At 28.2% G+C, this 26334-nt stretch carries 33 protein-coding genes and 1 pseudogene; all 34 read right to left on the reverse strand.

Annotation, left to right across the window (positions count from 1 at the left end; translation table 11 throughout):
• Nucleotides 1–5 precede the first annotated feature (5 nt).
• The 34 genes and pseudogenes from BUB63_RS01070 to flgM all read right to left on the reverse strand — a co-directional run bounded on the left by BUB63_RS01070 (nucleotide 6) and on the right by flgM (nucleotide 26291).
• Nucleotides 6–671: a flagellar brake protein gene (locus tag BUB63_RS01070; protein ID WP_073247646.1), complete on the reverse strand. Its 666-nt coding sequence runs from the start codon at nucleotides 669–671 to the stop codon at nucleotides 6–8.
• On the reverse strand, nucleotides 668–1537 hold the full coding sequence (locus BUB63_RS01075) for a MinD/ParA family protein (protein WP_073247647.1): 870 nt from the start codon (nucleotides 1535–1537) through the stop codon (nucleotides 668–670). Before BUB63_RS01075 ends, BUB63_RS01070 begins: the two co-directional genes overlap by 4 nt.
• A gap of 2 nt (nucleotides 1538–1539) precedes the next feature.
• A complete protein-coding gene (gene flhF / locus BUB63_RS01080; RefSeq protein WP_073247648.1) occupies nucleotides 1540–2592 on the reverse strand; it encodes a flagellar biosynthesis GTPase FlhF in 1053 nt (350 codons plus the stop codon).
• Nucleotides 2589–4655, reverse strand: coding sequence for a flagellar biosynthesis protein FlhA (gene flhA, locus BUB63_RS01085; protein WP_027307524.1), 2067 nt, complete (start codon nucleotides 4653–4655; stop codon nucleotides 2589–2591). The genes flhF and flhA overlap by 4 nt, the downstream gene beginning before the upstream one ends.
• A 15-nt stretch (nucleotides 4656–4670) precedes the next feature.
• Entirely contained in the window at nucleotides 4671–6485 is a 1815-nt protein-coding gene (gene flhB, locus BUB63_RS01090; protein ID WP_073247649.1) for a flagellar biosynthesis protein FlhB, read from the reverse strand.
• A 4-nt stretch (nucleotides 6486–6489) separates the two neighbouring features.
• Entirely contained in the window at nucleotides 6490–6759 is a 270-nt protein-coding gene (fliQ, locus tag BUB63_RS01095; protein ID WP_027307526.1) for a flagellar biosynthesis protein FliQ, read from the reverse strand.
• Nucleotides 6760–6767: 8 nt separating this feature from the next.
• Nucleotides 6768–7526 carry a flagellar type III secretion system pore protein FliP gene (gene fliP, locus BUB63_RS01100; RefSeq protein WP_073247650.1) on the reverse strand — a complete coding sequence of 253 codons (759 nt, stop codon included), beginning with the start codon at nucleotides 7524–7526 and terminating at the stop codon, nucleotides 6768–6770.
• Entirely contained in the window at nucleotides 7523–7849 is a 327-nt protein-coding gene (locus BUB63_RS01105; RefSeq protein WP_073247651.1) for a flagellar biosynthetic protein FliO, read from the reverse strand. The genes fliP and BUB63_RS01105 overlap by 4 nt, the downstream gene beginning before the upstream one ends.
• A 9-nt stretch (nucleotides 7850–7858) precedes the next feature.
• Nucleotides 7859–8305, reverse strand: a complete 447-nt coding sequence (locus tag BUB63_RS01110) for a flagellar basal body-associated FliL family protein (RefSeq protein WP_051350530.1) — start codon at nucleotides 8303–8305, stop codon at nucleotides 7859–7861.
• 2 nt (nucleotides 8306–8307) lie between these two features.
• Nucleotides 8308–9042 carry an OmpA family protein gene (locus BUB63_RS01115; protein ID WP_073247652.1) on the reverse strand — a complete coding sequence of 245 codons (735 nt, stop codon included), beginning with the start codon at nucleotides 9040–9042 and terminating at the stop codon, nucleotides 8308–8310.
• A complete protein-coding gene (locus BUB63_RS01120; protein WP_073247653.1) occupies nucleotides 9035–9844 on the reverse strand; it encodes a motility protein A in 810 nt (269 codons plus the stop codon). Before BUB63_RS01120 ends, BUB63_RS01115 begins: the two co-directional genes overlap by 8 nt.
• Nucleotides 9841–10044: a flagellar FlbD family protein gene (locus BUB63_RS01125; protein WP_027307531.1), complete on the reverse strand. Its 204-nt coding sequence runs from the start codon at nucleotides 10042–10044 to the stop codon at nucleotides 9841–9843. Before BUB63_RS01125 ends, BUB63_RS01120 begins: the two co-directional genes overlap by 4 nt.
• Before the next feature lie 13 nt (nucleotides 10045–10057).
• Nucleotides 10058–10990, reverse strand: coding sequence for a flagellar hook-basal body complex protein (locus BUB63_RS01130; protein ID WP_073247654.1), 933 nt, complete (start codon nucleotides 10988–10990; stop codon nucleotides 10058–10060).
• A gap of 241 nt (nucleotides 10991–11231) precedes the next feature.
• Nucleotides 11232–11376, reverse strand: a pseudogene (locus BUB63_RS14145) (flagellar hook assembly protein FlgD); the annotation flags it as partial.
• 74 nt (nucleotides 11377–11450) lie between these two features.
• Nucleotides 11451–12635 carry a flagellar hook-length control protein FliK gene (locus BUB63_RS01140; protein WP_073247655.1) on the reverse strand — a complete coding sequence of 395 codons (1185 nt, stop codon included), beginning with the start codon at nucleotides 12633–12635 and terminating at the stop codon, nucleotides 11451–11453.
• The gene (gene fliJ / locus BUB63_RS01145; protein WP_027307534.1) at nucleotides 12632–13072 is read right to left on the reverse strand and encodes a flagellar export protein FliJ; all 441 of its coding nucleotides are present in this window, start codon (nucleotides 13070–13072) and stop codon (nucleotides 12632–12634) included. Before fliJ ends, BUB63_RS01140 begins: the two co-directional genes overlap by 4 nt.
• Nucleotides 13073–13087: 15 nt before the next feature.
• Nucleotides 13088–14398, reverse strand: a complete 1311-nt coding sequence (gene fliI / locus BUB63_RS01150) for a flagellar protein export ATPase FliI (protein WP_200790112.1) — start codon at nucleotides 14396–14398, stop codon at nucleotides 13088–13090.
• Nucleotides 14398–15150 (reverse strand): FliH/SctL family protein, encoded by a 753-nt coding sequence (locus BUB63_RS01155; protein ID WP_073247657.1) that lies wholly within the window; start codon nucleotides 15148–15150, stop codon nucleotides 14398–14400. The genes fliI and BUB63_RS01155 overlap by 1 nt, the downstream gene beginning before the upstream one ends.
• Nucleotides 15134–16150 carry a flagellar motor switch protein FliG gene (gene fliG, locus BUB63_RS01160; protein WP_027307537.1) on the reverse strand — a complete coding sequence of 339 codons (1017 nt, stop codon included), beginning with the start codon at nucleotides 16148–16150 and terminating at the stop codon, nucleotides 15134–15136. The genes BUB63_RS01155 and fliG overlap by 17 nt, the downstream gene beginning before the upstream one ends.
• A 5-nt stretch (nucleotides 16151–16155) precedes the next feature.
• Nucleotides 16156–17715 carry a flagellar basal-body MS-ring/collar protein FliF gene (gene fliF / locus BUB63_RS01165; protein ID WP_073247658.1) on the reverse strand — a complete coding sequence of 520 codons (1560 nt, stop codon included), beginning with the start codon at nucleotides 17713–17715 and terminating at the stop codon, nucleotides 16156–16158.
• A 22-nt stretch (nucleotides 17716–17737) separates the two neighbouring features.
• The gene (fliE, locus tag BUB63_RS01170) at nucleotides 17738–18031 is read right to left on the reverse strand and encodes a flagellar hook-basal body complex protein FliE (RefSeq protein ID WP_035165607.1); all 294 of its coding nucleotides are present in this window, start codon (nucleotides 18029–18031) and stop codon (nucleotides 17738–17740) included.
• Nucleotides 18032–18040: 9 nt separating this feature from the next.
• Nucleotides 18041–18475 (reverse strand): flagellar basal body rod protein FlgC, encoded by a 435-nt coding sequence (gene flgC, locus BUB63_RS01175; protein ID WP_027307540.1) that lies wholly within the window; start codon nucleotides 18473–18475, stop codon nucleotides 18041–18043.
• A gap of 11 nt (nucleotides 18476–18486) precedes the next feature.
• Entirely contained in the window at nucleotides 18487–18891 is a 405-nt protein-coding gene (gene flgB, locus BUB63_RS01180) for a flagellar basal body rod protein FlgB (protein ID WP_035165609.1), read from the reverse strand.
• Nucleotides 18892–19127: 236 nt separating this feature from the next.
• Nucleotides 19128–19508 (reverse strand): flagellar export chaperone FliS, encoded by a 381-nt coding sequence (gene fliS / locus BUB63_RS01185; RefSeq protein WP_073247659.1) that lies wholly within the window; start codon nucleotides 19506–19508, stop codon nucleotides 19128–19130.
• A gap of 4 nt (nucleotides 19509–19512) precedes the next feature.
• Nucleotides 19513–19863, reverse strand: coding sequence for a hypothetical protein (locus BUB63_RS01190; protein ID WP_027307543.1), 351 nt, complete (start codon nucleotides 19861–19863; stop codon nucleotides 19513–19515).
• Nucleotides 19864–19875: 12 nt separating this feature from the next.
• Nucleotides 19876–20220, reverse strand: coding sequence for a flagellar protein FlaG (locus tag BUB63_RS01195; protein ID WP_073247673.1), 345 nt, complete (start codon nucleotides 20218–20220; stop codon nucleotides 19876–19878).
• 130 nt (nucleotides 20221–20350) lie between these two features.
• Complete coding sequence (gene fliT / locus BUB63_RS01200; protein WP_073247660.1) at nucleotides 20351–20689, reverse strand: flagellar protein FliT; 339 nt, start codon at nucleotides 20687–20689, stop codon at nucleotides 20351–20353.
• Nucleotides 20686–22242: a flagellar filament capping protein FliD gene (fliD, locus tag BUB63_RS01205; protein WP_073247661.1), complete on the reverse strand. Its 1557-nt coding sequence runs from the start codon at nucleotides 22240–22242 to the stop codon at nucleotides 20686–20688. Before fliD ends, fliT begins: the two co-directional genes overlap by 4 nt.
• A 2-nt stretch (nucleotides 22243–22244) precedes the next feature.
• Entirely contained in the window at nucleotides 22245–22466 is a 222-nt protein-coding gene (locus BUB63_RS01210) for a carbon storage regulator (protein ID WP_073247662.1), read from the reverse strand.
• On the reverse strand, nucleotides 22454–22873 hold the full coding sequence (fliW, locus tag BUB63_RS01215) for a flagellar assembly protein FliW (protein ID WP_027307547.1): 420 nt from the start codon (nucleotides 22871–22873) through the stop codon (nucleotides 22454–22456). The genes BUB63_RS01210 and fliW overlap by 13 nt, the downstream gene beginning before the upstream one ends.
• Nucleotides 22874–22882: 9 nt before the next feature.
• Complete coding sequence (gene flgL / locus BUB63_RS01220) at nucleotides 22883–23782, reverse strand: flagellar hook-associated protein FlgL (RefSeq protein ID WP_073247663.1); 900 nt, start codon at nucleotides 23780–23782, stop codon at nucleotides 22883–22885.
• A gap of 8 nt (nucleotides 23783–23790) precedes the next feature.
• Nucleotides 23791–25575: a flagellar hook-associated protein FlgK gene (gene flgK, locus BUB63_RS01225; protein ID WP_073247664.1), complete on the reverse strand. Its 1785-nt coding sequence runs from the start codon at nucleotides 25573–25575 to the stop codon at nucleotides 23791–23793.
• A gap of 12 nt (nucleotides 25576–25587) precedes the next feature.
• A complete protein-coding gene (locus tag BUB63_RS01230; RefSeq protein ID WP_073247665.1) occupies nucleotides 25588–26013 on the reverse strand; it encodes a flagellar protein FlgN in 426 nt (141 codons plus the stop codon).
• Between the two features lie 2 nt (nucleotides 26014–26015).
• The gene (gene flgM / locus BUB63_RS01235) at nucleotides 26016–26291 is read right to left on the reverse strand and encodes a flagellar biosynthesis anti-sigma factor FlgM (protein ID WP_027307551.1); all 276 of its coding nucleotides are present in this window, start codon (nucleotides 26289–26291) and stop codon (nucleotides 26016–26018) included.
• Nucleotides 26292–26334 lie beyond the last annotated feature (43 nt).

Consider the following 26334-nt stretch of genomic DNA (forward strand, 5'->3'; position numbering starts at 1 on the left):
CACTCCTATCTAAGCAGTTTACTTTGTTCACGTAATTTATTAAATATAAATTGTATTATTTTATCTCTAGTTTTTTCTTCTATACCTTCATACTTCAATGCTAACTTAAATTTATTTTTTTCTTCTGTATTTTCAATTCTTACTACAGAGCATAAAATATTTATTTCTTGTGGTATATTAATAGATATTATTACATACTCACCAGGATTGTGGATCTCGTTTGAAACAATTTTGATTCCACCACCGCTTATATCTAATGAAACTGAATTTATTAATCTTGAAAAATATCCAGAAGGTACATCCCTTAAGGATGTGTATATCCTATCTTTAGGTAGCCCATAATATCTAATTGGCATTGTAATAGGTAGTCTGAAATATTCTCTTCTTTGGACTCTCTCTATAACTTCTGGTAAACTTAAAACTAACAAATTAATGTTTTCTTCTTTTTTCTTTCCTAAAACTACAGATTTGCATTTTACAATATCTCTTTCTGTTGTAACATAAAATTCTATTACACTACCTGAATGTATAAGGAGTGGTTTATTATGATGAATAGGATAGCTAATACACATACCATCCTTATTTATATCCTGAACAATACTTTTATAGGTAACTTCATCATCTATAATTTCGATGTTTTGATTAATTTTTAAATTAATAGATAAGTTCATTTCCCCACCGCCTTAAATAATTTTGTTATATAATCTCTAAATGAAGTGTATTTACTTTTGTTATTCTCTTCTATACCCATTATTTTAGCAACAATTTTATTAATACATAGTGTAAATTCAGTATTTGGGTGTTCTAACACATAAGGTGTTTGTTTTTTAATAGCTTGTCCTATTTTTATATCTTCCACAATATATCCTAAGTATTTAATGTTTTTACCAATAAAAGTTTTAACAGTATAACAAATTTTATTAAATGTTTCTTCGGCATCTTGATTGTTTTTTGCTCTATTTACAACAATATTAATGTTTGAATTTAAATTATTTAAATAAATAATTTTTATAAGGCTATAGGCATCTGTTAGTGCAGTAGGTTCAGAATTTGTGATAACAATAACTTCATCAGCTATTTCAATAAATTTTAATACATTTTCTGAAGCACCTGCACCCGTATCTATAATTAAGATATCATAATCATTTAATTTGTCAAATTGTGATATTATTTGATTTTTTTTATCTTCATCAATAGTATAAATTTTACTTAAACCAGAACCACCTGGCATTATTTCGACACCATCTATTGTTTTTAAAATAATTTCATCAATTGATTTATTTCCTTCTAAAACATCTATTATACTAAATTTTGACATACATCCAAACATTATATCGACATTTGCCATACCGAAATCGGCATCAAGAACACAAACTTTTAAACCTCTTTTAGAAAGAGCAGTAGCAAAGTTAACAACAAAGCTTGTTTTGCCAACTCCTCCCTTTCCACTTGATACTGTTATTACTTTAAACCTTTTTTGTTGCAATTCTTGTTTCTTTCTTTCTACTAATTGTCTTAATCTTTGTGCCTGATCCATGGCTATTCAGCCTCCAAAATCATGTTTATTAGTTTTTCTTTTTCTGCTTCTTCAATATCATCTGGAACATTTTGGCCTGTTGTTATATAAGATACAGGAACATTTGCATAATATATTGTTGTTAAAATAGAACCATAATAACTGGTTTCATCTATCTTAGTTAAAACTATACTGTTATAATCTAACATTTTATAATCTTCTACAATACGTTTTATGTCCTTTTCCTTTGTAATCATACTTATTACCAAATGAACATAATCTGGATTAATTTCTTGAATTAGTCTTTTTGTTTCTTGAATTTGCATAACGTTTTTGCTGTTTCTTCCTGTTGTATCTACCAAGATTATATCACAATTTGTCATTTCAGATAATACTTTTTTAATTTCATTTATTGAATATATTACACTAAAGGGTATACCTAATATTTCAGCATATGTTTTTAACTGTTCAACGGCACCAATTCTATAGGTGTCTACAGTAATAAGTCCAATTTTTTTATTTTTATAAAGCGAAAACAAGCTGGCTAATTTAGCTATAGTTGTAGTCTTCCCAACACCAGTTGGACCAACAAAGACATGTATTTTCCCATCGTCGAATTTATTTGTTTTAATTATTGTATTTAAAAAAGTTTTAAATTCATTTTGATAAATCTTTTGATTCATTTTTTTGCCTTGATTTTTTTGTTTTATAGAATCAATTATTTCAGTTGCTATTTCCTCTGGAACACCAGAATTAATTAGGTTTTGTTTGAACTTGTTTTTATTAACTTCACTTTGTTTATTTGTCTGTTTTATTGATTGATTATTTATGTTTTCTATTAAATATTTTAATTCTTTAATTTCCTTTTCAAGTTCAATTGTTTTAATCGTAGATTCTTTTTGTTTTTTATCATCTACTGCTGCTGTTACTTCAATTTTCTTAGGCTTAAAAAAACCTAATATACCTTTTTGTCTAATTTTACGTTGACTTACTATTACTGCATCATTTCCTAATTCGTAGCGAATTCTTGTCATTGCTTCGTTCATATTATCAACTATATATCTTTTAATTATCATTGTAATGTCACCATCCCTATGGTTTCTATTTGTATGTCAGTTGGTATTTCATTCATAGATAAAACTTGAACTTGAGGGAATACCATCTCTATCATTCTTCTAAAAGCTGGTCTTATTTTTGGATTTACTAAAATCACAGGGATATCATTATTAAATTGATTTAATTCAATGTTATCCTTAATAGAATGATAAATTTGTGTAGTTATATTAGGTTCTAAAGCTGGATATGATCCCTGTAATGATTTATGAATGTTTTCAGAAATCATATTTTCTAAATTTATATCTAAAGTAATAACACGAATTACTCCTTGTTCATCAATTAAATTACGGCATATAGTTCTTGATAATGCGATTCTAACATATTCTGTTAAAAGTTCAGTATCTTTAGTTAAAACTGCATTATCAGCTAATGTTTCTAAAATTGTAACTAAATCCCTTATTGGTACTAATTCGCGTAATAGGTTTTGAAGAACCTTTTGAAGTTCACCTAAACTCATAAGATTTGGAATTAATTCTTCAACTACTGCAGGATAACTTTCCTTTATATTATCAATTAATAATTTTACTTCTTGTCGACCTAATAGTTCGTATGAGTGTTTCTTAATTATTTCACTTAAATGAGTTACAAGTACAGTTGTAGGATCAATAACTGTAATACCCATAATTTCAGCTTCATCTTTTTTATTATCAGGAATCCATACAGCTGGTAAGCCAAACGCTGGTTCTATAGTTTTGATACCATCAATAGGTAATCCTTCTCCAGAGGCATCTATTGCAAGAAAATGATTACATAATATTTCACCTTTACCTACTATTGTACCTTTTATCTTTATTCTATATTCGTTAGTAGCAAGTTGCAGATTATCTCTTATTCTTATTGGTTGAACAATAATTCCAAGTTCAACAGCACACTGACGTCTTACCCCTGCAATTCGGTCTAAAAGATCACCGCCTGAAGATATATCAGCAAGAGGAATTAAACCATAACCTATTTCAATTTCAAGTGGTTCTACATTTAACAAATGTAGAACATTTTCTGGTTCTCTTGTTGGAGATGCTTGTATTTCAGAAGTTGCTACTTCACTTAATATTTCCTGATTTTTCTTTTCTTTAGATAGAAGATATGCAGAAAAACCAGTTGCTCCAGACATAATTAAAAATGCTGGTGCTGGTAAATTAGGTATCCAGGCCATTAAAAACATTATAAAGCTTGCAATAGCTAATACTTTAGGATATGAGGTAAATTGTGTTGAAAGTTCTTTACCTAATGAAACATCACTTGATGTTCTTGTTACTATAATACCTGATGCTGTAGATATAAGTAATGCTGGAATTTGACTTACAAGTCCATCTCCAACTGTTAAGAGTGCAAAATGTTTCAATGCCTCAAGTGCAGGAAGACCTAAAAATATCATTCCAATTATTACTCCACCAATAAGGTTTATTATTGTAATGACAATTCCTGCAATCGCATCTCCTTTTACAAATTTACTAGCACCATCCATTGCACCATAGAAATCAGCTTCCTGCTGAAGCTTTTTTCTTCTTATTTTAGCTTCTTGTTCAGTTATAATTCCTGCGTTTAAATCAGCATCTATACTCATTTGTTTTCCTGGCATTGCATCAAGTGTAAATCTTGCAGATACTTCAGCAACTCTACCTGCTCCGTTAGTAATAACCACAAATTGAATAACAATTATTATAATAAATAAAATAAAACCAACAACATAGTTTCCACCAACGACAAAATTACCAAATGCTTCTATTATTTTTCCTGCTTCTCCACGTCCTAATATTAATCTTGTGGATGAAATATTAAGTCCTAACCTAAATAATGTAGTCACTAACAGAATGGTTGGGAAAGCAGAAAATTCAAGTACATCTGTAGTAAACATAGTTAAAAGAAGAATTATTAATGAAAAGGTTAAGTTCGCAGCAAGAAGAATATCTAAAACAGTTGGTGGCAATGGAATAATAATCATAAAAATTATAAGAACCACAAGTAATGAAACTATAACATCCAGATATTTTTTTATAATATTATTATTTTTATTGAAGTCCATTATATTTCACCCTCACTATTTCTTTAAGCTATAGATATATGCTATAATCTCAGCAACCACTTGGTATAGTTCAATAGGTATCTCATCATTTATTTCACATTTATAATAAAGACTTCTTGCAACCTCTTTGTTTTCTATTATAGGTACATTAGCTTTATTAGCAACTTCTTTTATTTTTAAGGCTAAAAAGTCACTTCCTTTTGCAATTACTTTAGGTGCACCACTTTGTCCCTTTTCATATTTTAATGCAACAGCAAAGTGTGTTGGATTTGTTACAACAACTGTTGCCTTTGGAACTTCGTGCATCATTCTTCTCATTGCTATTTCTCTTTGTTTTTGTTTTATTTTAGATTTAATTTGTGGATTCCCTTCAGTCTGCTTCATTTCTTCCTTTATTTCTTCTTTAGACATTCTTAATTCTTTTTTTAGCTGACGTTTTTGTATTACAAAATCAATTATTCCAAGTATAAATAATATAAAAACAAGCCTAATTAATTGACCATTTATTATTTTTGATGTAAAAGGAATAATACCCTCTGGATTTAAATCAGATATTTTTAATATATCAAATATCACAGAAGAAACATATTTGTAAGAATAATAGGCAATAACTGATATTTTTGCAATTGATTTAAATAGTTCTATAAATGAGCGTTTTGAAAAAAATCTTTTAAAACCATTAATCGGGTTTAACTTAGATAGCTGTGGTTTTAATCCTTCCTTCGAGATAATAAGTCCAATTTGAGCAATGTTAGATATAATACCTAATATCATAACCGTAAAAACAATTGGCATAGAAGCAATAAGCCCATTTTTTATCATAAATAAAACTATAGACATTATGGATTTATAGGTTAGTTCATTTTTGTTAATTAGACTAAAACTTTGATTTATAAATGCTCTGCCATATTCAAAATAAAAATCAGATAATATTATTAAAATTACTGTTGCTCCCATTAAGATAATAGATGAAGTTAAGTCTATACTCTTTGCAACCTGCCCTTTTTCTCTTGCTTCCTTTAGTTTTTTAGGTGTAGGTTCTTCTGTTTTATCATCTGTAGCTAAAACAATTACAGGGAACAAACTAAAAAATTTTAAAAAATCGCCATTTAATCCTTCAAATAATTTTATATACATATGAATTAGGCCTCCAAGAATTGTAGAAATTGATAAAAGGCCTACAATAACCTTGATTGGCATACCTAAAATAAATACATTTATTTGTGGTACTGCACGTGCAATAAGTCCCATTGTAAATTCAGTTATAAATAAAACTAATACAATAGGTGCAGCAAGTTTCACTCCTAAATAAAAACTTTTACTAAAAAAATAAATAAAGGATATAAAAATTTTTTCATTATTTAAGAAAAAACCTAACGGTATGACTTCAAAACTTTTAATAATTGCCGATAATATAATATGGTGAAAATTAAGTGTAACAAATATAGCTAAAGATAACCAATAAAAAAATCTCTCGATGTTAGTTGATGTACTATTAGTGTTTGGATCATAATATTGAGACATTGTAAATCCAATAGAAAAATCAATAAATTGCCCCGATATTCTGATAGCATTAAATACAAATAATGCTATATAACCTATAAAAAGTCCAATTATTATTTCATTTAATATTAGTATAAATAAATCAAAGTTGCTATTTATACTAATATTAAATGGCAAATTATAAATTGATGCTATTAAACTCGATAAAATTAATGACATACCAAGTTTAACTATATTTGGTATACTTCTTACTGAAAAGAATGGAGCTACAATCATCATTGCTGTTATTCTAATAATAATTAAAAAGTAAATAATAAAATTTTGCATTATATCACCTAATTATATATAACATACTATTTATCATAGTTTCTATAAAATTTACTAAAGTATTCAACATCCAGGGCCCAAGTAATAGTAATACAAATATAATAGCTAACATTTTAGGTACAAATGTTAATGTTTGTTCTTGTATTTGAGTAACTGCTTGGAAAATACTAATTATAAGTCCTATAATCATAGAAACTAATAAAATTGGTGCAGCTACCTTTAATGCGGTAAAAATAGCTTCTTTTCCTATATATTGAATAAAATTTTCACTCATAAAATCACCTACATAAAGCTTTCGATTAATGTTTTAACGACTAAATGCCATCCGTCTGCTAATACAAATAGTAGTATTTTAAACGGAAGCGAAATTGAAACAGGAGGTAACATAAACATACCCATTGACATAAGAACACTTGCCACTACCATATCTATAACAATAAAAGGAACATAGATTAAAAATCCCATCTGAAAAGCAGTTTTTAATTCACTTATAACATAGGCTGGTATTAAAATGTTAAAAGGTACATCATATTTATTAGAAGGCTTTTGTAGCCCACTGTATTTATAGAATAGTGCTAAATCTTTTTCTCTTGTTTGTTTCAACATAAAATCCTTCAGTGGTTTACTGCCTATATCTATTGCTTCACTTTGAGTTATTTTACCTTCAACATATGGTTTTATAGCGTCATTGTTTATTTTGGTATATACTGGTGACATAATAAAAAAAGTCATAAATAGTGCCAAGCCTATAAGAACCTGTGTTGGAGGTGATTGCTGTGTTGAAAGTGCATTACGTAAAAAACCAAATACAACAATTATTCTTGTAAAAGATGTCATTAAAAGTATTATTGAAGGAATAAAACTTAAACTCGTTAAAAGGATTAATAATTTTATATTATCAACATAATCTTTTGGATTTGTTGCATTATCTACAGATATATTTACTTTTGGAACAGTTAAATTGACTGGTTGAGCATAGACAATACCTGAAAATAAAAAAATAGTTAATATTAAGAATATAACTTTTACTTTCCTTTTCATTCTTTATCTTCCCTCTTTAAATTTAAGTTGTATTTCATAAAATTCAATAAATTAAATCCCCTATCTTCTTCATTTAATTCTAATGGATTTTCTATTTCAAATAGAATTTTAGATTCATTGTTGTTTGTAGACATAACATATGTTTTGTCAATTATTTTAATTAATAATATATAACTATTTGGAGCTATTTGAACTCTATCTATTACCTTAATATGTTTTGATTTATATTGATAATTATTTAATATTTTGGTTGTTAAAACAATTAAAAAAAGAATAAAGGGGAGTATTAATAGTATTTTAAAGGCATAAATTATATAATTCATATCATTCACCTACTGAATTATTATATCTTGAATATATATATTTATTATTTCTCCATTAGTCAAGTTGCTATTAATAGCTTTTATTAATTCTTTTTTAATATTATCTATGTTGTTAGAATTGAAGTCTGCAGTTTTCTTTTTTCTTAGTATCTCTATAATAACATCTCTTATTGCAGGTACTTTATTTGGTAATTCTTTATCAAGTTTTTTGTTTTTCTTATCATATGCTAATGATATAGTTATTCTTATATACGTTTTATCTTCATCTGATAAATTTACAACAAATTCCTTTAAGTCCATTATTTTTTCTTCAACCTTTATGTTAGTTTGAGTAGATGAGTTTGTTTTGTCCTTAAAGAATATAAAATAACCAAGGACAATTCCAAGTCCTATAACTAATATTAACGTAATAACTACTAATAAAACTAATAATTTATTTCCCTTTTGTTCACTCATTTTTACTTGCTCCCCTTATCCTTTGTTAGAATTAATATATTTACTCTTCTATTTTTTTTCCTTCCTTCAGGTGTATCGTTAGAAGCTATTGGTCTAAATTCTCCACACCCTACAGATTGAATTTTTTTAGGATCTATTCCCTTCGATTCAACTAAAAAACGTGTAACTTTAACTGCTCTATCTGCTGACAGTTCCCAGTTTGATTTATAGTAACCTGTGTTTATAGGAACATTATCAGTATGACCCTCTACAATTATTTCGTTTGTATATTTTTTTAGTATATCTGCTATTTTTGATAAGGTCTGAATACTTTCTTCCTTCAATACAGCTTTACCTGGATCAAAAAGTATTTTTTCTTGAAGTTCAATAATTACTCCCCTTACATCTTCCTTTATTGTTATTTTAGTTTGAAGATTATTTTGTTCAATTTCTTTTGATATTGAATTAAATAACTTTGTTGTCTCACTACTTTCAAGTTCAGATTTGTTTTTAATTCCATCTCCAGGATTTTGATTTATTGGGACTGGGCCTAAATTTCCACCATTATTAATTACACCTGTTTTTCCACCAAGTGCTTTAGCTAATGACCAGGATATTTCCTTAAATTTAATTGCATCTATTGTAGAGAAGGAATATAGAAGAACGAAGAAGGTTAGAAGCAAAGTCATAAGGTCGGCATATGTTGTTAGCCATTCACCTCCTCCCCCAGATTCTTGTTTCTTTTTTCTTCTACTCATTTTCAGTCACCGCATTTCCTTGTATTATATTTTCTTGATATCTTTTTCTCTCAGTTGGTGAAAGATATGTTTTTAACTTATCCTCCAATATTCTTGGATTTACACCTGACTGAATTGTTAAAATGCCTTCAAGCATCATTTCACGTCTATTTGATTCTATTTCACTTTTTAGTTCTAACTTAGTAGCTAATGGTGTAAAAACAAGGTTAGCCAAAACTGCACCATAAAACGATGTAATAAGTGATACCGCCATCGCAGGTCCAAGCTTTGATTGATCTTGAAGTTGAGACAACATTTGTATAAGCCCAATCAGGGTACCAATCATACCAAAGGCTGGTGCTAAGCTTGCCCAAGCTTTTAATACAGCAATACCGCTTTGATGCCTTTTTTCCATTTCTCCTATTTCTAACTCAAGAATGTCTTTAATAGTTTCAGGTTCAAGTCCATCAACTACCATTTGAATTCCTTGTTTTAAAAAGCCATCTTCAATTTTAGATATTTCATCTTCTAATGATAATAAACCATTTCTTCTTGCTTTTTTGGAAAGCTCTACGAATGTTAATATTAATTCGTCTGCTGGTGTATGTTTATCTATAAAGGCATTTTTTAATACTGCAGGTAATCTTTTTACAGTATCAAAGGGAAAGGATATAATAACTGCAAAAAGAGAACCAAAAACTGTTATAAAAAGAGAAGGTGCATCCCAAAACGTTTTTAAACTTCCGCCCATAAGCATACCAAATATAACGGCAGCAGTTCCTAAAAGTAGACCTGCAGCAGTTGAAAAATCATTCTTTTTCATTTTATTACCTCCGGTCTTGTTGACATATACGCTATCTTAAATTGAATGATTCTTTGAATTATAGTTTGAGGATCTTCAATAACTACATATTTCTTATTTGTTGTAGTTGTAATTACTGTATCAGGAGTAACTTCAATTTTTTCAATTAGATCACAGTTTAAATAAAATTCTTTATTGTTTAAACCTGTTAACTTGATCATACCTTATACCTCATTATCTCTTTAGGTTTAATAGTTCTTGAAGTAATTCATCAGAAGTAGTAATGGTTCTTGAGTTAGCCTGAAATGCTCTACTTGTTACAATCATTTCAGTAAATTGTTCTGCTAAATCAACATTAGACATTTCAAGCAGACCCTGTTGAACTTTACCATAACCCGATGATTTTGGTAATCCAATTTTTGCATCTCCTGAGTTTGCTGATACACTGTAGGTATTACCACCCATTTTCATTAAACCTGCAGGGTTTTGAAATGTAGCAAGTGTTACTTTTCCTATTGTAATAGTTTTGTCTCCATAGATTCCCTTTATTGTACCATCTTCTGATATAGAAAAGCTTGTCAATTTAATAGGTTGTTCTGAACCTCCTATTGTAGCTTCTAATGGGATATAAATATCTTTTAATTGATCAAGAGTTGTATCTGCTGTTATTTCTTCAGGTTCTAATGATTCTTCTCCAGGAGTAAAATCTGGAGTTCCTTCTAATTTTCCTTCATTTAGTTGTATACTTGTATTTAGAACACCTCTAACATGTAAGCCTTCTGATGTAACTAATGCTCCATTTTTATCAATGGTAAAGGAACCATCTCTCGTATATCTCGTTTCCAATCCATCACTTACAATAAAGAAACCATTACCTTCAATTGCTAAATCTGTTGCTCTTCCAGTAGGTTGAAGAGCACCTTGATTCATATTTGTATCAATACTTGCAATTGTTGTTCCTATACCTACTTGTTTTGCATTAGAACCACCAAAATTATTAGTTGGTTCATTTGCACCTTGAAGGGTTTGACTAAGCATATCTTTAAATGTCACTCTACCAGCTTTAAACGCTATAGTATTAACATTTGCAATATTATTACCAATAACATCCATTTTGATTTGATTAGACTTCATTCCACTTACCCCTGCAGATAATGATCTTAGCATTTTATCTCCTCCTATTTATTTAAATTTTCGTCTTTTGTACTATCTTCTTTTAAAAATGAGTTTATACTAATTACATCATCAAGATTATATTGATATCCATCAGAAATTAAGTATACATTATTTCCAATTACTTTTGTTGATTCAATAAATACTTTTTTGATTATATTGTTTTCGATAACCTCTACTTCCTTTCCGATCATATTTATTGCTTGACTAAATCTTTGTGATGCATATAGTTTTTCCATAGTGGAATTAAGATTTTGCATTTGTTCTAAAGCTGAAAATTGTGCCATTTGTGCTACATATTCTGTATTATCTTTAGCATTTAAAGGGTCTTGATTTGACAATTGTACAGTTAAAATTTTTAAAAAAGCATTCTTATCTAATATTGAGTTTTTATTTCTTATGTTAAGGTTAGAATCATTTAAAATTTTATTGATTTCCATATTACACCACCTTTTTATTCATCTTCAAGTATAAATTTGTTATTATGATTTTTCTTTTTTTGATTTTGATTTTTGTTACTATTATGGTTATTATTGTGATTATCCGTTTGTACATTTAGATTTATTTCTTTATATTCATAGCTATTATTATATATTTGTTCCCTTAAATAACTTATATTTTCTTTAAGTAAGTTAGCAACTTCCCTATTATTTGCTATTATTAATCCATTAACATTACCATTATCATAGGAAATTTTAATGTTTATTTCCCCAAGTTCTCTTGGTTTAAGATTTATTTTTAATTCATATATATCTTCGTTTTTTATATTTCTAATTTTACTTGCAACTATGTTAAAAATTTCATTTATTTTTTCAATTTGATAAAAACTACTGTTAGACATAATAAAGTTTTTATTATCTACTTTTACTGTATTTATAAAATTATTGTCATTTAATAATTGAGACTCAGTAATAGGTAATTCATCAACTAAAATGGATTGATCATCTAAACTTTTTAAGATGTCTACATTATTTTCTAATTCGTCAAATATTAATTGATTCATATTCTTATCATTTTGGATCTTAAATGAGTACCTTGGCATAATGATATTAAGCTCTTGTGTTAAAGGATTAATTTCTTCCTTTTTCACTATATTATTGATTAAATTTCTTACTTCATTTAAACTTAAAAAGGTATTGTTTGTTTGTATTTTTTCACTTTTATTTATTAGTAAGTTATTAAATATATCATTATCTTTAATGTTATTATATTTAACATTTCTGTAATCTAAAGTAATATTTTCAAAAGTAGTAGGATTAAATTCAGTATTAGTTAAATTTAATCGATTTTTATTTTGTGTTTCCATTGTATTTATTTCTATGTCACTATGTTTTACTTTGGTTTGTTGTTGGAGATAAAATAAAATAATAGATAATTCTTTATAATCATTTTCGTTTAGATTCAATTTTTCATTATTAAACTCAAATAAATTATCATTGGAATTATTCATTAAATACAACAATTTTTTTATTTTATCTAAAACATCATTTTTTAAGTTAATTTCATTTATTTGAGGTATTTCAGTATTAAGTACATTTAATAATAAATCATTAAAATTTGATAATTCTTTTGGTTCATAGTTAGAAAAATTACTATTAATAAAATTTGGGGTTGATGCTTGAATTTTATCTATTTTCATATAATCCCCCCATTCTTTTTAAAATAGTTGATTATTGCCATTTCATCAATTATTTTATTTTCAATTTTATTTAATTCAGATAAGAATTCGTTATAAGATTTTTCCTTTAGATTTTCTAATACCTTTCTTTCCTTTGTGGCATTTATTAACTGTTCCTTTATTTTTTCAAGTTCATTTTCTAATATAATAAGGTTTTTTTGTTCTTCAATGAGTTTGCTTTCTAAATAATTTATATAACTAATATAATTTTTCAAATCATAGCTAAATGCTGAATTAATTTTATTATTTTTGCTAAAATTTATTTTTTCTTTTATATTTTCTATATGATCTTTTTTTATCTTTATCTTATTCAAATATTCAGACATTTCTAATTTGAGAGAGTCTTCTCTTTTACATTTTAATTCCAATAGCTTTTCTAATTTAAATTTATAGTTCATATTTATGACCACCTATCAATTTATCGAATTTAACATTTCTAAAACTTCAGCAAATCTATGATGTTCATTCATTTTCTGTCTTAAGAATCCATTTATTTTATCATTTAAAGCTATTGCTCTATCAATCTTGTAATTACTACCTTTTTGATAAGCACCGACATTTATTAAATCTTCAGATTCTTTATAAATTGCAAGAAGATCTCTTAATTCACTTGCCTTTTGATAATGGTTTTCTTGTGCTATTTGAGGCATCAATCTCGATATACTTGATAATATATCAATTGCAGGGAAATGGTTCATTGAAGCTAATTTTCTTGATAAAACTATATGACCATCTAATATACCTCTTACTGCATCAGCAATTGGTTCATTGAAATCATCACCATCTACTAAGACTGTGTAAAAGGCAGTGATAGAACCTTTATTTGAATTACCTGACCTCTCTAAAAGTCTTGGTAACATTGCAAAAACTGAAGGGGTATAGCCCTTTGTTGTTGGTGGTTCTCCAATAGTTAGACCAACTTCACGTTGTGCCATTGCAAAACGAGTAACAGAATCCATCATTAACATAACATTTAGACCCTGATCTCTAAAATATTCAGCTATGGCTGTAGCAGTAAATGCCCCCTTTAATCTAAGTAGAGGAGGTTGGTCTGAGGTGGCAACTACAATTACGGATTTTTTTAAACCCTCTTCACCAAGATCTTTTTCTATAAATTCTTTAACTTCTCTTCCACGTTCACCAATTAAACCTATAACGTTAACATCAGCTTCACTATATTTTGCAATCATACCTAAAAGAGTACTTTTACCAACTCCAGAACCAGCAAAAATACCAACTCTTTGTCCCAAACCACAAGTTAAAAATCCATCTATTGCCTTAACTCCTGTTGGAATTATGTCGGTTATTCTTTTTCTTTGTAGGGGGTTTGGAGGGTCAGAGTCAAGATTATACTTTGCTTCATACATTATGCTTGAACCATCAAGGGGTCTTCCTAAACCATCAAGTATTTTACCAAGTAATTGTTTTCCAACTGGTACCTGCAGTTGACTACCAGTTGGAAAAACTAAAGAACCTGTAGATACACCTGTTAAATCTCCTAAAGGCATTAACAAAATACCTTTATCTGTAAAACCTACAACTTCAGCTTGTACATATTTACCATTTAATAATTTTATATTGCAAAGTTCACCTATAAAGGCGTTTATCCCTTCAACTTCTATTGTTAATCCAACAACCTTTTTAACCTTACCTATAAATTTCATTGTTTCTGTGCCTTTAATCTTTTTAATAAATTTATCATAATCAAGCTGAAACATTGACATCATTCCTTTAATAATTTATTTAAAATTGTTTTTAGTTGAGTTTCAACTGTAGCGTCTATTATACCATTATTTGTTTCTATATATATATCACCATTTTGAAGATTTGAATCTGCAACAATTATTAATGCACTGCTTGAATCAATAAATTGCTCTAATTCTTCTTGTCTTAATTTTAGTATTTTATAATCATTAATTGATGTTTTTAAAATTATATTGCTTTTTTGTTTTACTTTTGAAAGAGCCTTTTGGGCACAATTTATAATAGCCTCACTACTAATAGATAATTCTGATTTTAAAACTTCCTTTGCTATTTCTACTGCTAAATTGATTATGTCGTCTTTTGATTTTTCGACATAACCATTGACTTCAGTGTATATTCCCTCTAAATATTTATTTGCTTCTTCAATTATTTTATTTGCTTCTCCCTTTGCTTCTGAAATAGCCTTGTTGTATCCGTCATTATATCCTTTAGTTAAACCTTCTTTATAACCTTCTTCCTTTGCTTGCTCTAAAATTTTTTTAGAATTATGTTTTGCATTGTTTATAATTTCTAAGGCATTTTTATTGGCTTCATTAATTATTTTTTTAGCATCAAATTCTGCCTGTTTTTTGATTTCTTCAACTATTTCTTCTATATTTATTTCATCTTTATTTTTTATATTAGTATTAATAAATTTATCAATAGATGGTGGTGATAGTGTAATCTTATCGCTAACAGAAGTATGTTTAATAACGTTATACGATAATTGCATCATCACCACCCCTTGACATTACAATTTCTCCAGCTTCATCTAATCTACGTATTATAGACACAATCTGTTGTTGTGCCTTTTCAACATCTATTAGTCTAACAGGCCCCATAAATTCTAAGTCTTCCTTTAATGTTTGTGCAGCACGTTTTGACATATTACTGTAGATTATATTTGAAACGTCTTCTGAACATCCCTTAAGAGCAAGGGCAAGTACCTTCATATCAACTTCTCTTAGTATTCTTTGTATTGAAGCATTATCAAGTGTAATAATGTCTTCAAATACAAACATACTATCTCTAATTTTTTCTGCAAGTTCTGGTTGATATCTATCAAGTTCTTCAATGATTGACTTTTCTGTAGTTCTATCCACATTGTTTAATATATCAACTAATGTTTGTACACCACCGATGGTTGCAAAATCTGAACGCACTACATTTGAAAGCTTTTTTTCAAGGATTTCTTCAACTTCTTCTATAACTATTGGAGATGTATTGCTCATTGTTGCAATTCTCTTTGCAACATCCGTTTGCAATTCTTCAGGAAGTCCTGATAAGAGCTGTGCTGCTTTTTCAGGTTGTAAATAGCATAAAATTAACGCGATAGTTTGAGGATGCTCGTTTATTATTACATTTAATAATTGTTGTGCATCTGCTTTACGTGCAATTGAAAATGGTCTATATTGTTGTGTAATTTCAGAAACCTTTTCTATAATCTCCATTGCCTTTTGTGGACCTAATGCTTTACTTAGAAGATTTTTAGCATAATCAAATCCACCCTCTATAATATAATCCTTTGCTTTATTCAAATTAACAAATTCTTGTAATACTTCCTCACGTAATTCTTTTTTAATTTTTTGCATATTTGCAATTTCAAAAGTAATTTTTTGTATATCATTTTCAGGCAATTTTTTTAATATTGGAGCTGAAGCATCAGGACCTAAAGTGATAAACAATATGGCTGCCTTCTGTACACCAGTTAATTTATCCTTATCTTTTGCCATAATTATCACCTCTCATCCTCTGCTAACCAAGTTTTAACCAGTTCAACAACCTGTTCTGGTTTCGTAGAAGCATAGTTTTTAATTTCCTTTTCAAGATTCATTTCTTGTTCTATATCTTCAAGAACAGGTTCATAGGCAATAGGTTGTTTTTGTATTACATCTCCTATCAACATATCTATTTGATTTTGTTCTATTTGTTCAACATTTTTCTTATTTTTCTTTTTATAAATAAGTGCTATAACCAATAGAACTATAAGCCCTGCTACTGCTTCTCCAATCATAATATAAGTTTTTCTTTTCTTAGCTAATTCTTCTTGTTTTTTCATCTCTTCTAAATCAGCTTGTGCCTTCTTTTTATATTCATCATTAAAGGCTAATGCTTCAATATTAATTACGTCCCCTCTTTCTTCTGATAAACCTGTAGCAGCTGAAACTATATTTCTAATTGACTGCTTTTCAAGTTCACTTAAATTACCATCAATTACTACAGAAACAGTTAATCTCTTTATTTCACCTGGTGCCTTTATTATCTTTTCTTCAGTTTGTCCAATTTCATAGTTAGTAATTTCTTCTTCTCTATTAGAAACTGATGATTGATTATTGTTCTGAAATGTATTTGACATATTATTATTTATTGGACTCCCTGCTGCACCTTGAGAATTTGAGTCGTTTGAATTTTCTTTTATTTTATGCTGACTTCTTATTATAGAATCCTTATCATATTTGATGGTTGATATTTGTCTTGAGTCAAAATCTAAATCAGCATTTATCTTTACAGTTACTTTATCCTTTCCAAAAACCTTTTCAAGCATATTTTTAACATCTGATTGAAGATTTTTTTCAAATTGATTCTTAAACTCCTGTTGCTTTGTTGATGTTATGATTCCATTTTGTTCATTTTCAAATATATTTTCACTAAGAAGATTCATATTATTATCTATAATTTCAACATTTTCTTTAGGTAAGTTCTTAACACTTGCTGAAATTAAAGATATTATTGCCTTAACTTGTTCTGGACTTAATTTGCTGTTTCCTTTTAATTTTAGAGTAACAGATGCCCTTGCCTTTTCTTCATCTCTTGTAAAAACTGAATCTTCAGGTAAAACTAAATGGACTCTAGCCTTTTCTACTTCATCAAACCCCTGAATTGTTCTTGCAAGTTCACCTTCAAGTGCTCTTTGATACATTATTTTAGCTTCAGTATCAGTAACACCGAATTTATTTTGGTCAAATAATTCAAATCCCTTTAAATTTGAAGGTAATGTTGTGTCAGAAAATATTGACAATCTAAGTTCTTCTACTTTTTCTTTTGGAACTAAAATTGAATTTCCTTCAATTTTATATTGTATTTTATCGTTTTTCAATTTTTCTATTACCTTAGAAGAATCTTGAGGTTCTAAGTTTGAAAAAAGCACATCGTATTCTACTCTATTTGAATATATTGCAAATATTACACAAGATATTATAAGACCAGTTAAAATAATGATTAATGAAATTTTTTTTGATTTTGATAAGTTCTTCCATTTATCACCTACACTTTTAAAGAAATTAAGAACTTTATTCATTTTTAGCACTCCTTTATGTTAACTATACCTGAATTCTATTTATTTCTTGATAAGCTTCAACAAGTTTATTTCTTATTTGAACTGCTAATTCCAATGAGAGTCGTGCCTCTTCTACAGTGAGCATAACTTCGTGAATATCCTTTGCATCACCTTTTATTAATTCAATTGTCTTATTTTCAGCATCTAATTGTTTTTCATTAAGCTTGTCTAACTTTTCCTTAATTATATTAGAGAAATCAATGTTATTGGTGTTGTAATTTGATTGCTTATTAACTATATTGTTGTCTATCAAAAAATTAACTTTATCTATTGGCATTTATATCACCTACTTTCCAATTTCTAATGCTTTAAGTGCCATTTGTTTTTGTGAGTTTAAAGCTGTAACATTTGCTTCAAAGGCACGTGTTGCAGTGATAAGATCAACCATTTCATCTAAAATATTTACATTTGGCATTAAAACGTAACCGTTGCTATCAGCGTCTGGATGATTAGGATTATAAACTTTTTTAAAAGGTGAATTGTCTTCAATTATTTTATCAACTTTTACACCATTGTATTTTGTAGATGAATTGCCATTTATATTATTTATTTGTCTTTCAAGATTTTCTTTAAATGTTACTATTTTTCTTTTATATGGTCCACCATTTTCAGTTCTTGTAGTTTCAATATTTGCTATATTATTTGAAATAATGTCCATTCTTAATCTTTCAGCAGCAAGACCACTTGCACTTATTCTCATTCCTGTAAAAATATTGTTCATATCATCACCCCTTATTTACCGCTAATAACTGTTCTTCTCATTGCAATTCTTGAATTAGCTTGACTTACTAAAGCATTATACAGTATTTGATTTGCAGCTAAGTTTGCCATTTCTATGTCAATGTCAACATTGTTTCCATCTAATCTTAAAGAGTTTGATTTGTCCTGTATTATTTCATATTTTATATTTTCAATTGATTTTCCATCATTTATGTGTCTGCTGTTTGTTGTTTTTAAGTTTATCGAAGTGCCATCTAATGCACTTTTTAAATTTTCCTCAAAAACTACCCTTTTCGCCTTATATCCCGCTGTATTTATATTGGCTATATTATTAGAAATTGCTCTTCCTCTTTCGCTTGTTGCATCTAATCCTTTTTTTATTAAATAATATGACAAATTATCTATATTTTTTATCATACATACACTCCTTTTTGAGTATTTCCACTTCTATATAACAATTTATTACATATTATATCATAAGTCAACATAAATTACGTTAAATTAATAATAATTACATATTTAATTTATTATTTAATATGATTATATATCATATTAAATAATAAGCTATATATATTTTATATTAAACTTTAGCATTTGAAAAGTAAAAATTACAACAAAAATAGGCTCTATTTTACAATAGAGCCTATAAATTTTTATTTTTTTATTTTTTTATACGCTTCTTCAAATGCATCCCTTAATTCTTCAGCAAACTCGAGAATTTCTTTTGCTATATTAATATCCTTTTTAATATTAGCCTCCACTAATCTTCTATACATATAATCATATAAAGCCATTAAACTTTTAGATAGTTCTCCTCCAACCTCCATATTTAAAGTTGCCATAAATTCTAAAATTATATTTTGTGCTTTAATTAAGTTGGTATGTGCTTTTTGATAATCCTTTTCTTCAAGAGATGAAATTGCTTGTTTTATAAATCTGACAAGCCCCTCGTACAGCATTAACAATAGTTTTTCCTTTGACGCAGTAAAAACACTATTTTGTTGATATGCATTTAAAGCATTATTATTATACATATATTTACCCCCTCAAGTCTATTAAATTTCCTGTCTGGTCCTGTAGTGTCCTTAATAGATAGTCTATATCATCAATATAACTTTCTATTAAAACTTCTCCATTTTTGTTTAATATTTTTAGTTTTACTTTATTCTTTTCTGTTTTTGCCTCTGACCTAAGATTATATTTTGCTAAAAACTTTGCAAATTCTTCTATAGCTCGATTTTGTTTGTTTAAGTCGAATTGATTATTGTTATTTTTTTTATTCGCTTGAGCTTCGGTTGTATGATGTATAATTCTATCTATTATTTTTGTTTCTATCTGTCTAATTGTATTAATATCTATTTTATCAAGTGTTATGGGGTTAATTGGCATAAGAGACACCCCCTATCTCTTTTCATCAACTATAATACCAGCTATTTCACACATCTTAGCAACCATATCTAATATTTTTTTAGGAGGTATTTCTTTTATAACTTCCCCTGTCTCATCATTAACAATTTTAATCATTATATCCTTTGTTTTGTCGTGTATTTCAAACTTTAAATGTGTGCTTTCGTTGAATACTTTATTGGCTCTATCTACAGCTTTTTCAACATCTTTTATATCTATATTTTGTTTCTCTAAATTTTTATCGCTATTTTCAAATGAATTACCTTTAAAGCTTATATCTAATTTTTGATTAATTTTTATTTGTTCATTTACATTATTTATTAACTTGATATTATCCATAAAATCCCCATCCTTTATCCCTTTAATTCTTCTAAAATATATATCGTATCTATTTCTAATTACTTTATAGATTATATTAGATTTTAAATATTTATTTTCATAATAAAAATGGAGGAAAATCCTCCATATATCAAAGTTTTTTATAAACAAATATTGAATCCATAGGTTCTTTTATAGCGTATTTTTCATTTACCATTTTTTGTTCTTTTATTTTTTTTAAGTCTATTTTTATTTGTTTATATTTTTCATCCAATAATTTTTTAGCAAAATTATCTAATTCTAATATATTTAACTCCTCAACTATTTTTTTTAAATCCTTTTTGTTTTCAACCTCATCAATTTTTTTTATTAGTATATCGCGTTTTTCTAACAACTCATTTAAAAGGTCAAATTCCTCTTTTTCAAGTGCCTTTATTATGTCTTCAGTTATACATTTATATTCAATAAATAAATCAAAAATATTTATCATTTAAACATCGCTCCTAATTGAGATGAAAGCCAAGCTGATTGATCATTATACTTTTGCATTGCCTTCTCTAATTTAGCAAACTGTTGATAATATTTATTTTCCTTATCAAATAGCTTTTTGTTTAAATCCTCTATAATTCTGTCCTTTTGCTGTAATTCCTTATATAATATATTATTAAACTCACTAAAGTCTCCCTTTAAACCTGCCTTTTCAAGTAAAGCACCCTTTTTACCTGATGAGTTTCTTGTTGTTCTTATATTATCTTCAAGAATATCCTTAAGTCTTTGGAAAATTCCTATTTCACTATTTCTATCTCCCCTACCTGTATATGTTTTATTTGGATCATAGGCAATTGAGGAGGTTTTTGTTAATAGATTTAACACATCATCTGGTCTATTTTCCAAAGCAGCTTTTAATTTTGACTCATCAATAATTATTTTTCCTTTTTGTGTGTAATCACTTGATGTTGAAAGACCAATTTCTTGTATAGAAATACCTGAATCCTTAAGTGGTTCAAAAAAGGCTTGTCTTAAATTATAAACTAAATCTTGCAACATACTATCTCCCTTTAAAAGACCTTCTTTAGCCTTCTCTTCCCACTTCTTTATTTCATCTTCCTTCATTTCCTTCCTTTGTTCATCTGTTAAGGGTCTATATGAATATGCCCTTTTTTCTGAAATCTTTTTATTTATTTTATCTATAATTTCGTTATACTTTTCTACAAATTCCTTTATTTTATCTATTGCAGGTTTAGAGTTTACCCCTACAGAAAATTTAATAGTATCTGTTGTAGATTCATTTAAGGTAAATGTTAGTCCATCAATTGTAAAGGTATTATTTGATTTTGTAACTGAAGTATAATCTGAAGCACCAGGAGTTTTTATTTGGAAACTTGCATCTTCGCCGTTGTCAGATGTTCCATCTGTAATTCCTAATAAATCATTAGCCCCATTTATAGTTATTGTTGATTCACTTCCTGTCTTTGCAGTTTCAATTGTAATCTTTTTAGTAATTTCACTATAGTATGCCTTTAACTGTCCATTGGATTTTGTATTAATGGCTGTTATTATATCTTTATATGTTTTATATGTTTTATCTGAACCATATTCTATTTCTATAGGTGTTGAATCGTTGTATCTTATACTAAGAGAGCCACTACTACTAACTTCAGTGCTTATGTCAGGTATTTCCTTGGACTGCACTTTAGCCGTTTGAGCCAATGTTATATCTTTTATTTCATACTGTCCTGCCCTTGCACTTGCTGTTGCTGTAACCTTTACTGCAGATGTTGAAGTTGACATATTAACACTATAGGGTGATAGACTATTTGGAGATAATATATATTTTTCTGGACTTAATACATCAAAGTATGTCTTTTTAAATGTATTTAAGTCCCCTATTATTTCTCTATATAAATCCTGTCTCCATTGTATTATCTGTCTATCCTGCTTTACTTTGTCAACCTTAGTTCTTTCTGCCTGCATAAGCTGTTTAACCATATTGTCAACATCAAGGCCTGTTGCAAGTCCTGTAATCCTTAGGGTGCTTGGCATAATTACCCCTCCCTTATTAGTCTTTTTATAATATCCTCTGTATCTTTTAATGAGATTCTATTTTGTTCTTTGACTTCTTCTATAAGCTCATATCTTACAACCCTTACATCTTTAGGTGCTTCAATTCCAATTTTGATATTGCCTTGATTATTTTCTAATATTGTTATTTCAATATTTTCACCGATTAAAATTTTTTCTCCTACTTTTCTTGTTAAAATGAGCATGGTATCTCCTGCCTTATACTATATTTCTTCTCATTTAAAATAACCTGTTTGGCTTTATTATTTTTTACATTTATAACAATAGGAGCTAAAAGATTTACTGTTATTTTATCATCCCTAATTGTCATTACATTGAAAACTAAAACGTCTTCATAACCATTTATTCCTAATAAATTAATCTCTTCATTTGAAAGTTCTATTTCATAATCTTTGAAATAATCCCAAGGATTAATCAATAGTAGACATATTTCCTTTTCATCTATGTTTTGTAAGCATTTTATATTTGAATCTTCTATATTTAGAATCACATAATTTTTATATTCTTCAAGACCAGGTATTCCATCCTCAAAATTAATAATATCGTTATTATTTATATTTAAATCTCCAAAAAATTTAGTTGATATCTGCATAACTATCTCCTACCTTAAAAAGTCTAATAAGCTTGGTTGTAGTATTTTTGCTCCAGTTTGTAGTGAAGCTTGATAAACACTTTCCATTACTTTATATTCCATAACCTTTTGTGCTATATCTATATCATAGGTTTTAGCAAGAAGCTGTGTCATATTAAATGTTTCCATATCATTCTTTTGCATCATATCCTCAAGTCTTTTTTGTTTAGCACCAACTTCAGCCCTTATTTTTAATATATTGTCCATCTCTTTATCTAAATTACCTAATTCGTCTGCTGCACTTTGATTATTGTTTAATTTATTTACTATATCTGTTATCACTTTAAATAACCCTACTTCACCTTGAGAATTTGAACCTGTCTCATTAAAGTCGCTTCCTTTAACTGATACATCAATATAAACACCAAAGGACATCTCCTTTTTTAATCCATCTTTTGAACCTTTATATTGTATATTGCCATTTGCATCCTTTACAAATGGAGGTTCTGTTGTATTGTCTCCACCAAATATATATCTTCCATCGTATGAGGTGTTTCCTATTTGCATAATTTGGTCCTTTAATTGTTCTATATGCTTTTTTAAAGCGTGCATTTCTGTTTCTGTATAACCACCATTACCGCTTTGAATAACCTTTTCACGCACTGTTTGAAGTGCATCTCCTATTTGTCCCAGTGCCACATCTACAGTATCAAGCCATCCAATTCCTTCCTCTATATTCTTTTTATATCTTTCATTAGCTGCTATTGATGCCTTAAGCTCCATCGTTCTTGCAACTTTAAAGGGGTCATCTGATGGTTTTTGTACTTCATGGCCAGATGATAATTGATTTTGAAGTTTTTGCATCTCTTCTAAGTTTACCCTTACATTATTCAAAAAATTCTTTGAAAGCACTTTATTAGTAATACGCATTTAATCACCTACCTTCTTAAAAGTCCATTAACAACCACATCAAGAAGCTGGTCAATTACACTTATCATTTTAGCATTTGCCTCATAGGCTCTTTGAAATTGTAGCATATTAGTCATTTCCTCATCTATTGAAACACCAGATACAGATTCTCTTCTTATTACAAGCTGGTCAACTAAATTCTCTTGGTTTTTAACCATTCTCTTTGCCTCTTGATTTGAAACTCCAAGTTCAGATATAGTTCCCTTATAATACCCCTCTAATGTTGCACCAGATGCATTGCTCGTCATTTTTAAATTAGTTAAATCTAAGTTTACACCCTTTAAAGAACCTATAAAATCATTTCTATCATTTAGTTGTGTTATATTAAATCTTGTATTTCTAAGCTGTCCAATAAGGAGTGCTCTTTCTCCATTTCCTGCATTTGAACCTGCTTTACCTGCATTTATCTTATCTAATTTACCATTCTCAATATCGGCAACTAATTTTAAATTTTTAGCTGGAACATCATTTATCTCAGCAACATTATCAAAAAAATTTCCAAAAGGAACTCCTTCGTTATTTGAACCATCATTATGAATGGTATTTACTGCAATTGCAATACCCTTTGCTAATTTATTAAGCTGATTTTTATATTTATTTATTTCATCTGATAATGCCTCAAGTCCCTTAAAACTTCCATTGGCAAACTTTACTGGTTTTATTCCGCTCTCGCCTTCTAAATTAACATTAGGATTTTTATTTTCCCCTGTTCCATAAAAAATATGAGGCATTATATTTAAAATTTTATTAGGATTATCTTTGTCCACTTGAAAATAATTTTGTAATTCTTTACTATCATTAATTGTTACCTCTTGAGACTCAAATTGATTGTTAAAATCTCCATTTATATATCCCTTAAATTTTACTGTAATAGGGAAGTTAATGGTCTTTGGAAAATCCTTTTTGTTAATAGCATTATTATTTGAGTCTGTTATTACAGCATCACTTATAAAATACATAACCTTTTCTATTTTTGTATCTGTTATTAATTTAACTTCTCTTGTTTTTGTCATTCCATTTTCATCTGTATATTCTTCATATCCATATAGTTCTATCCCATTATAATCTGTAGGCTTTGTTTTAATTGAAAGTCTTTCTGAAATCTTATCCAGCAATAAATCCCTTCTATCCATTAAATCATTTGGATTCTTTCCACCTATTGTTACAGCTTTAATCTGCTCATTCAAATCTGCAATTTGTTTTAGCATACTAGAAACTTCAAAAACTTGATTTTGCATCAAATCTGATACACTAGATTCAATATCTTCAAGTTGTGTATAGTTATGTCTTACACCTTCACAAAGTGCCATAGCATTACTTCTTACAAGTTCCCTTGAAGTTGAGCTTTCTGGGTTAGTAGCTAACCCCTGCCACGCATCCCAAAAGCGAGTTAATAGTGTTCCTATACCTGTATCAGAAGGCTCAGTAAAAACTGTTTCTATTTGAGATAAAAACTGTTCTCTTGCCTTATAATTTTCAAGTGTACTTGTTTCTTTTCTTATATAAAAATCTAAAAATTCATCCCTTGACCTCGTTATACTATCAACCTTAACACCTGTTCCTATTTGACCTGGTTCTGCTGAGGTTGTCAATGATGGCATACCAAATGGTGTTGTAGTTTTAAGATTTGCCCTTTGAACAGAATACCCCTCTGTATTGGCATTGGCTATGTTATGTGAAACAACGTGTAGTGACGTTTGCTGCGCCTGCATTCCCCTCTTTGCAACATTAAATGTATTAAAAAGACCACTCATTTTATTTTCCTCCTATATTGTTGTATTAAATATGCTCTGTAGAGATTCATCTACCTTTCCCGTACCCTTGTATGTTACTATTTTATTTTCGTTACTTAATAGGTTTGTATACATTTTAATATAGGCTAAAGATTGCTTTGTAAGGAGCGAATTTAACTCATTTTTTTCTTTAATAGTCTCTGTTAATTTAATTATTTCTTCTATTAATTCTTGTTCAATTATACCTTCAGAAATTAGGTCATTTGCAGTTTTACTACCGCATATTTCTTTTCTTTTTCTTTCAAGTTTGGATAACTCTAATGCTAAATTTTTCTTTTCTTCTATAATTGTAGGCAACTTTGATGCTTCGTTGTTTAAAAGTATTTTCCTTTCATCCTCTAATAAAATTTCAAAATTCTTTAATATATTTAGTTCAGATGTTAATATTTCCTTTATCATAATTATTCACATCCCTTTAATTCCTTTAATAATGATTTTGCTATTTTATCTGTATCAATGTCATATTTACTATTTTTTATTTGTTCCTTTATTCTATCAACTTTTTCATTAACTACATCATAATCCTTAGCAACACTTAAATATTTAGCTATTTCTTTACTAACATTGGAAATCTCAATTGAATCAGATCTATTAGCTTTAACTGTATTGTTATTTTGGATAGTTCTATTATTTTTATATATGTTAATAATATTGCTTGTTGTAAAGTTAATTTTCATAATATACCACCTCATTATGATTATCGTAGTAAAAACATAAAAC

The sequence above is a fragment of the Caloramator proteoclasticus DSM 10124 genome (assembly GCF_900129265.1).
GTDB classification, from domain to species: Bacteria; Bacillota; Clostridia; order Clostridiales; family Caloramatoraceae; genus Thermobrachium; species Thermobrachium proteoclasticum.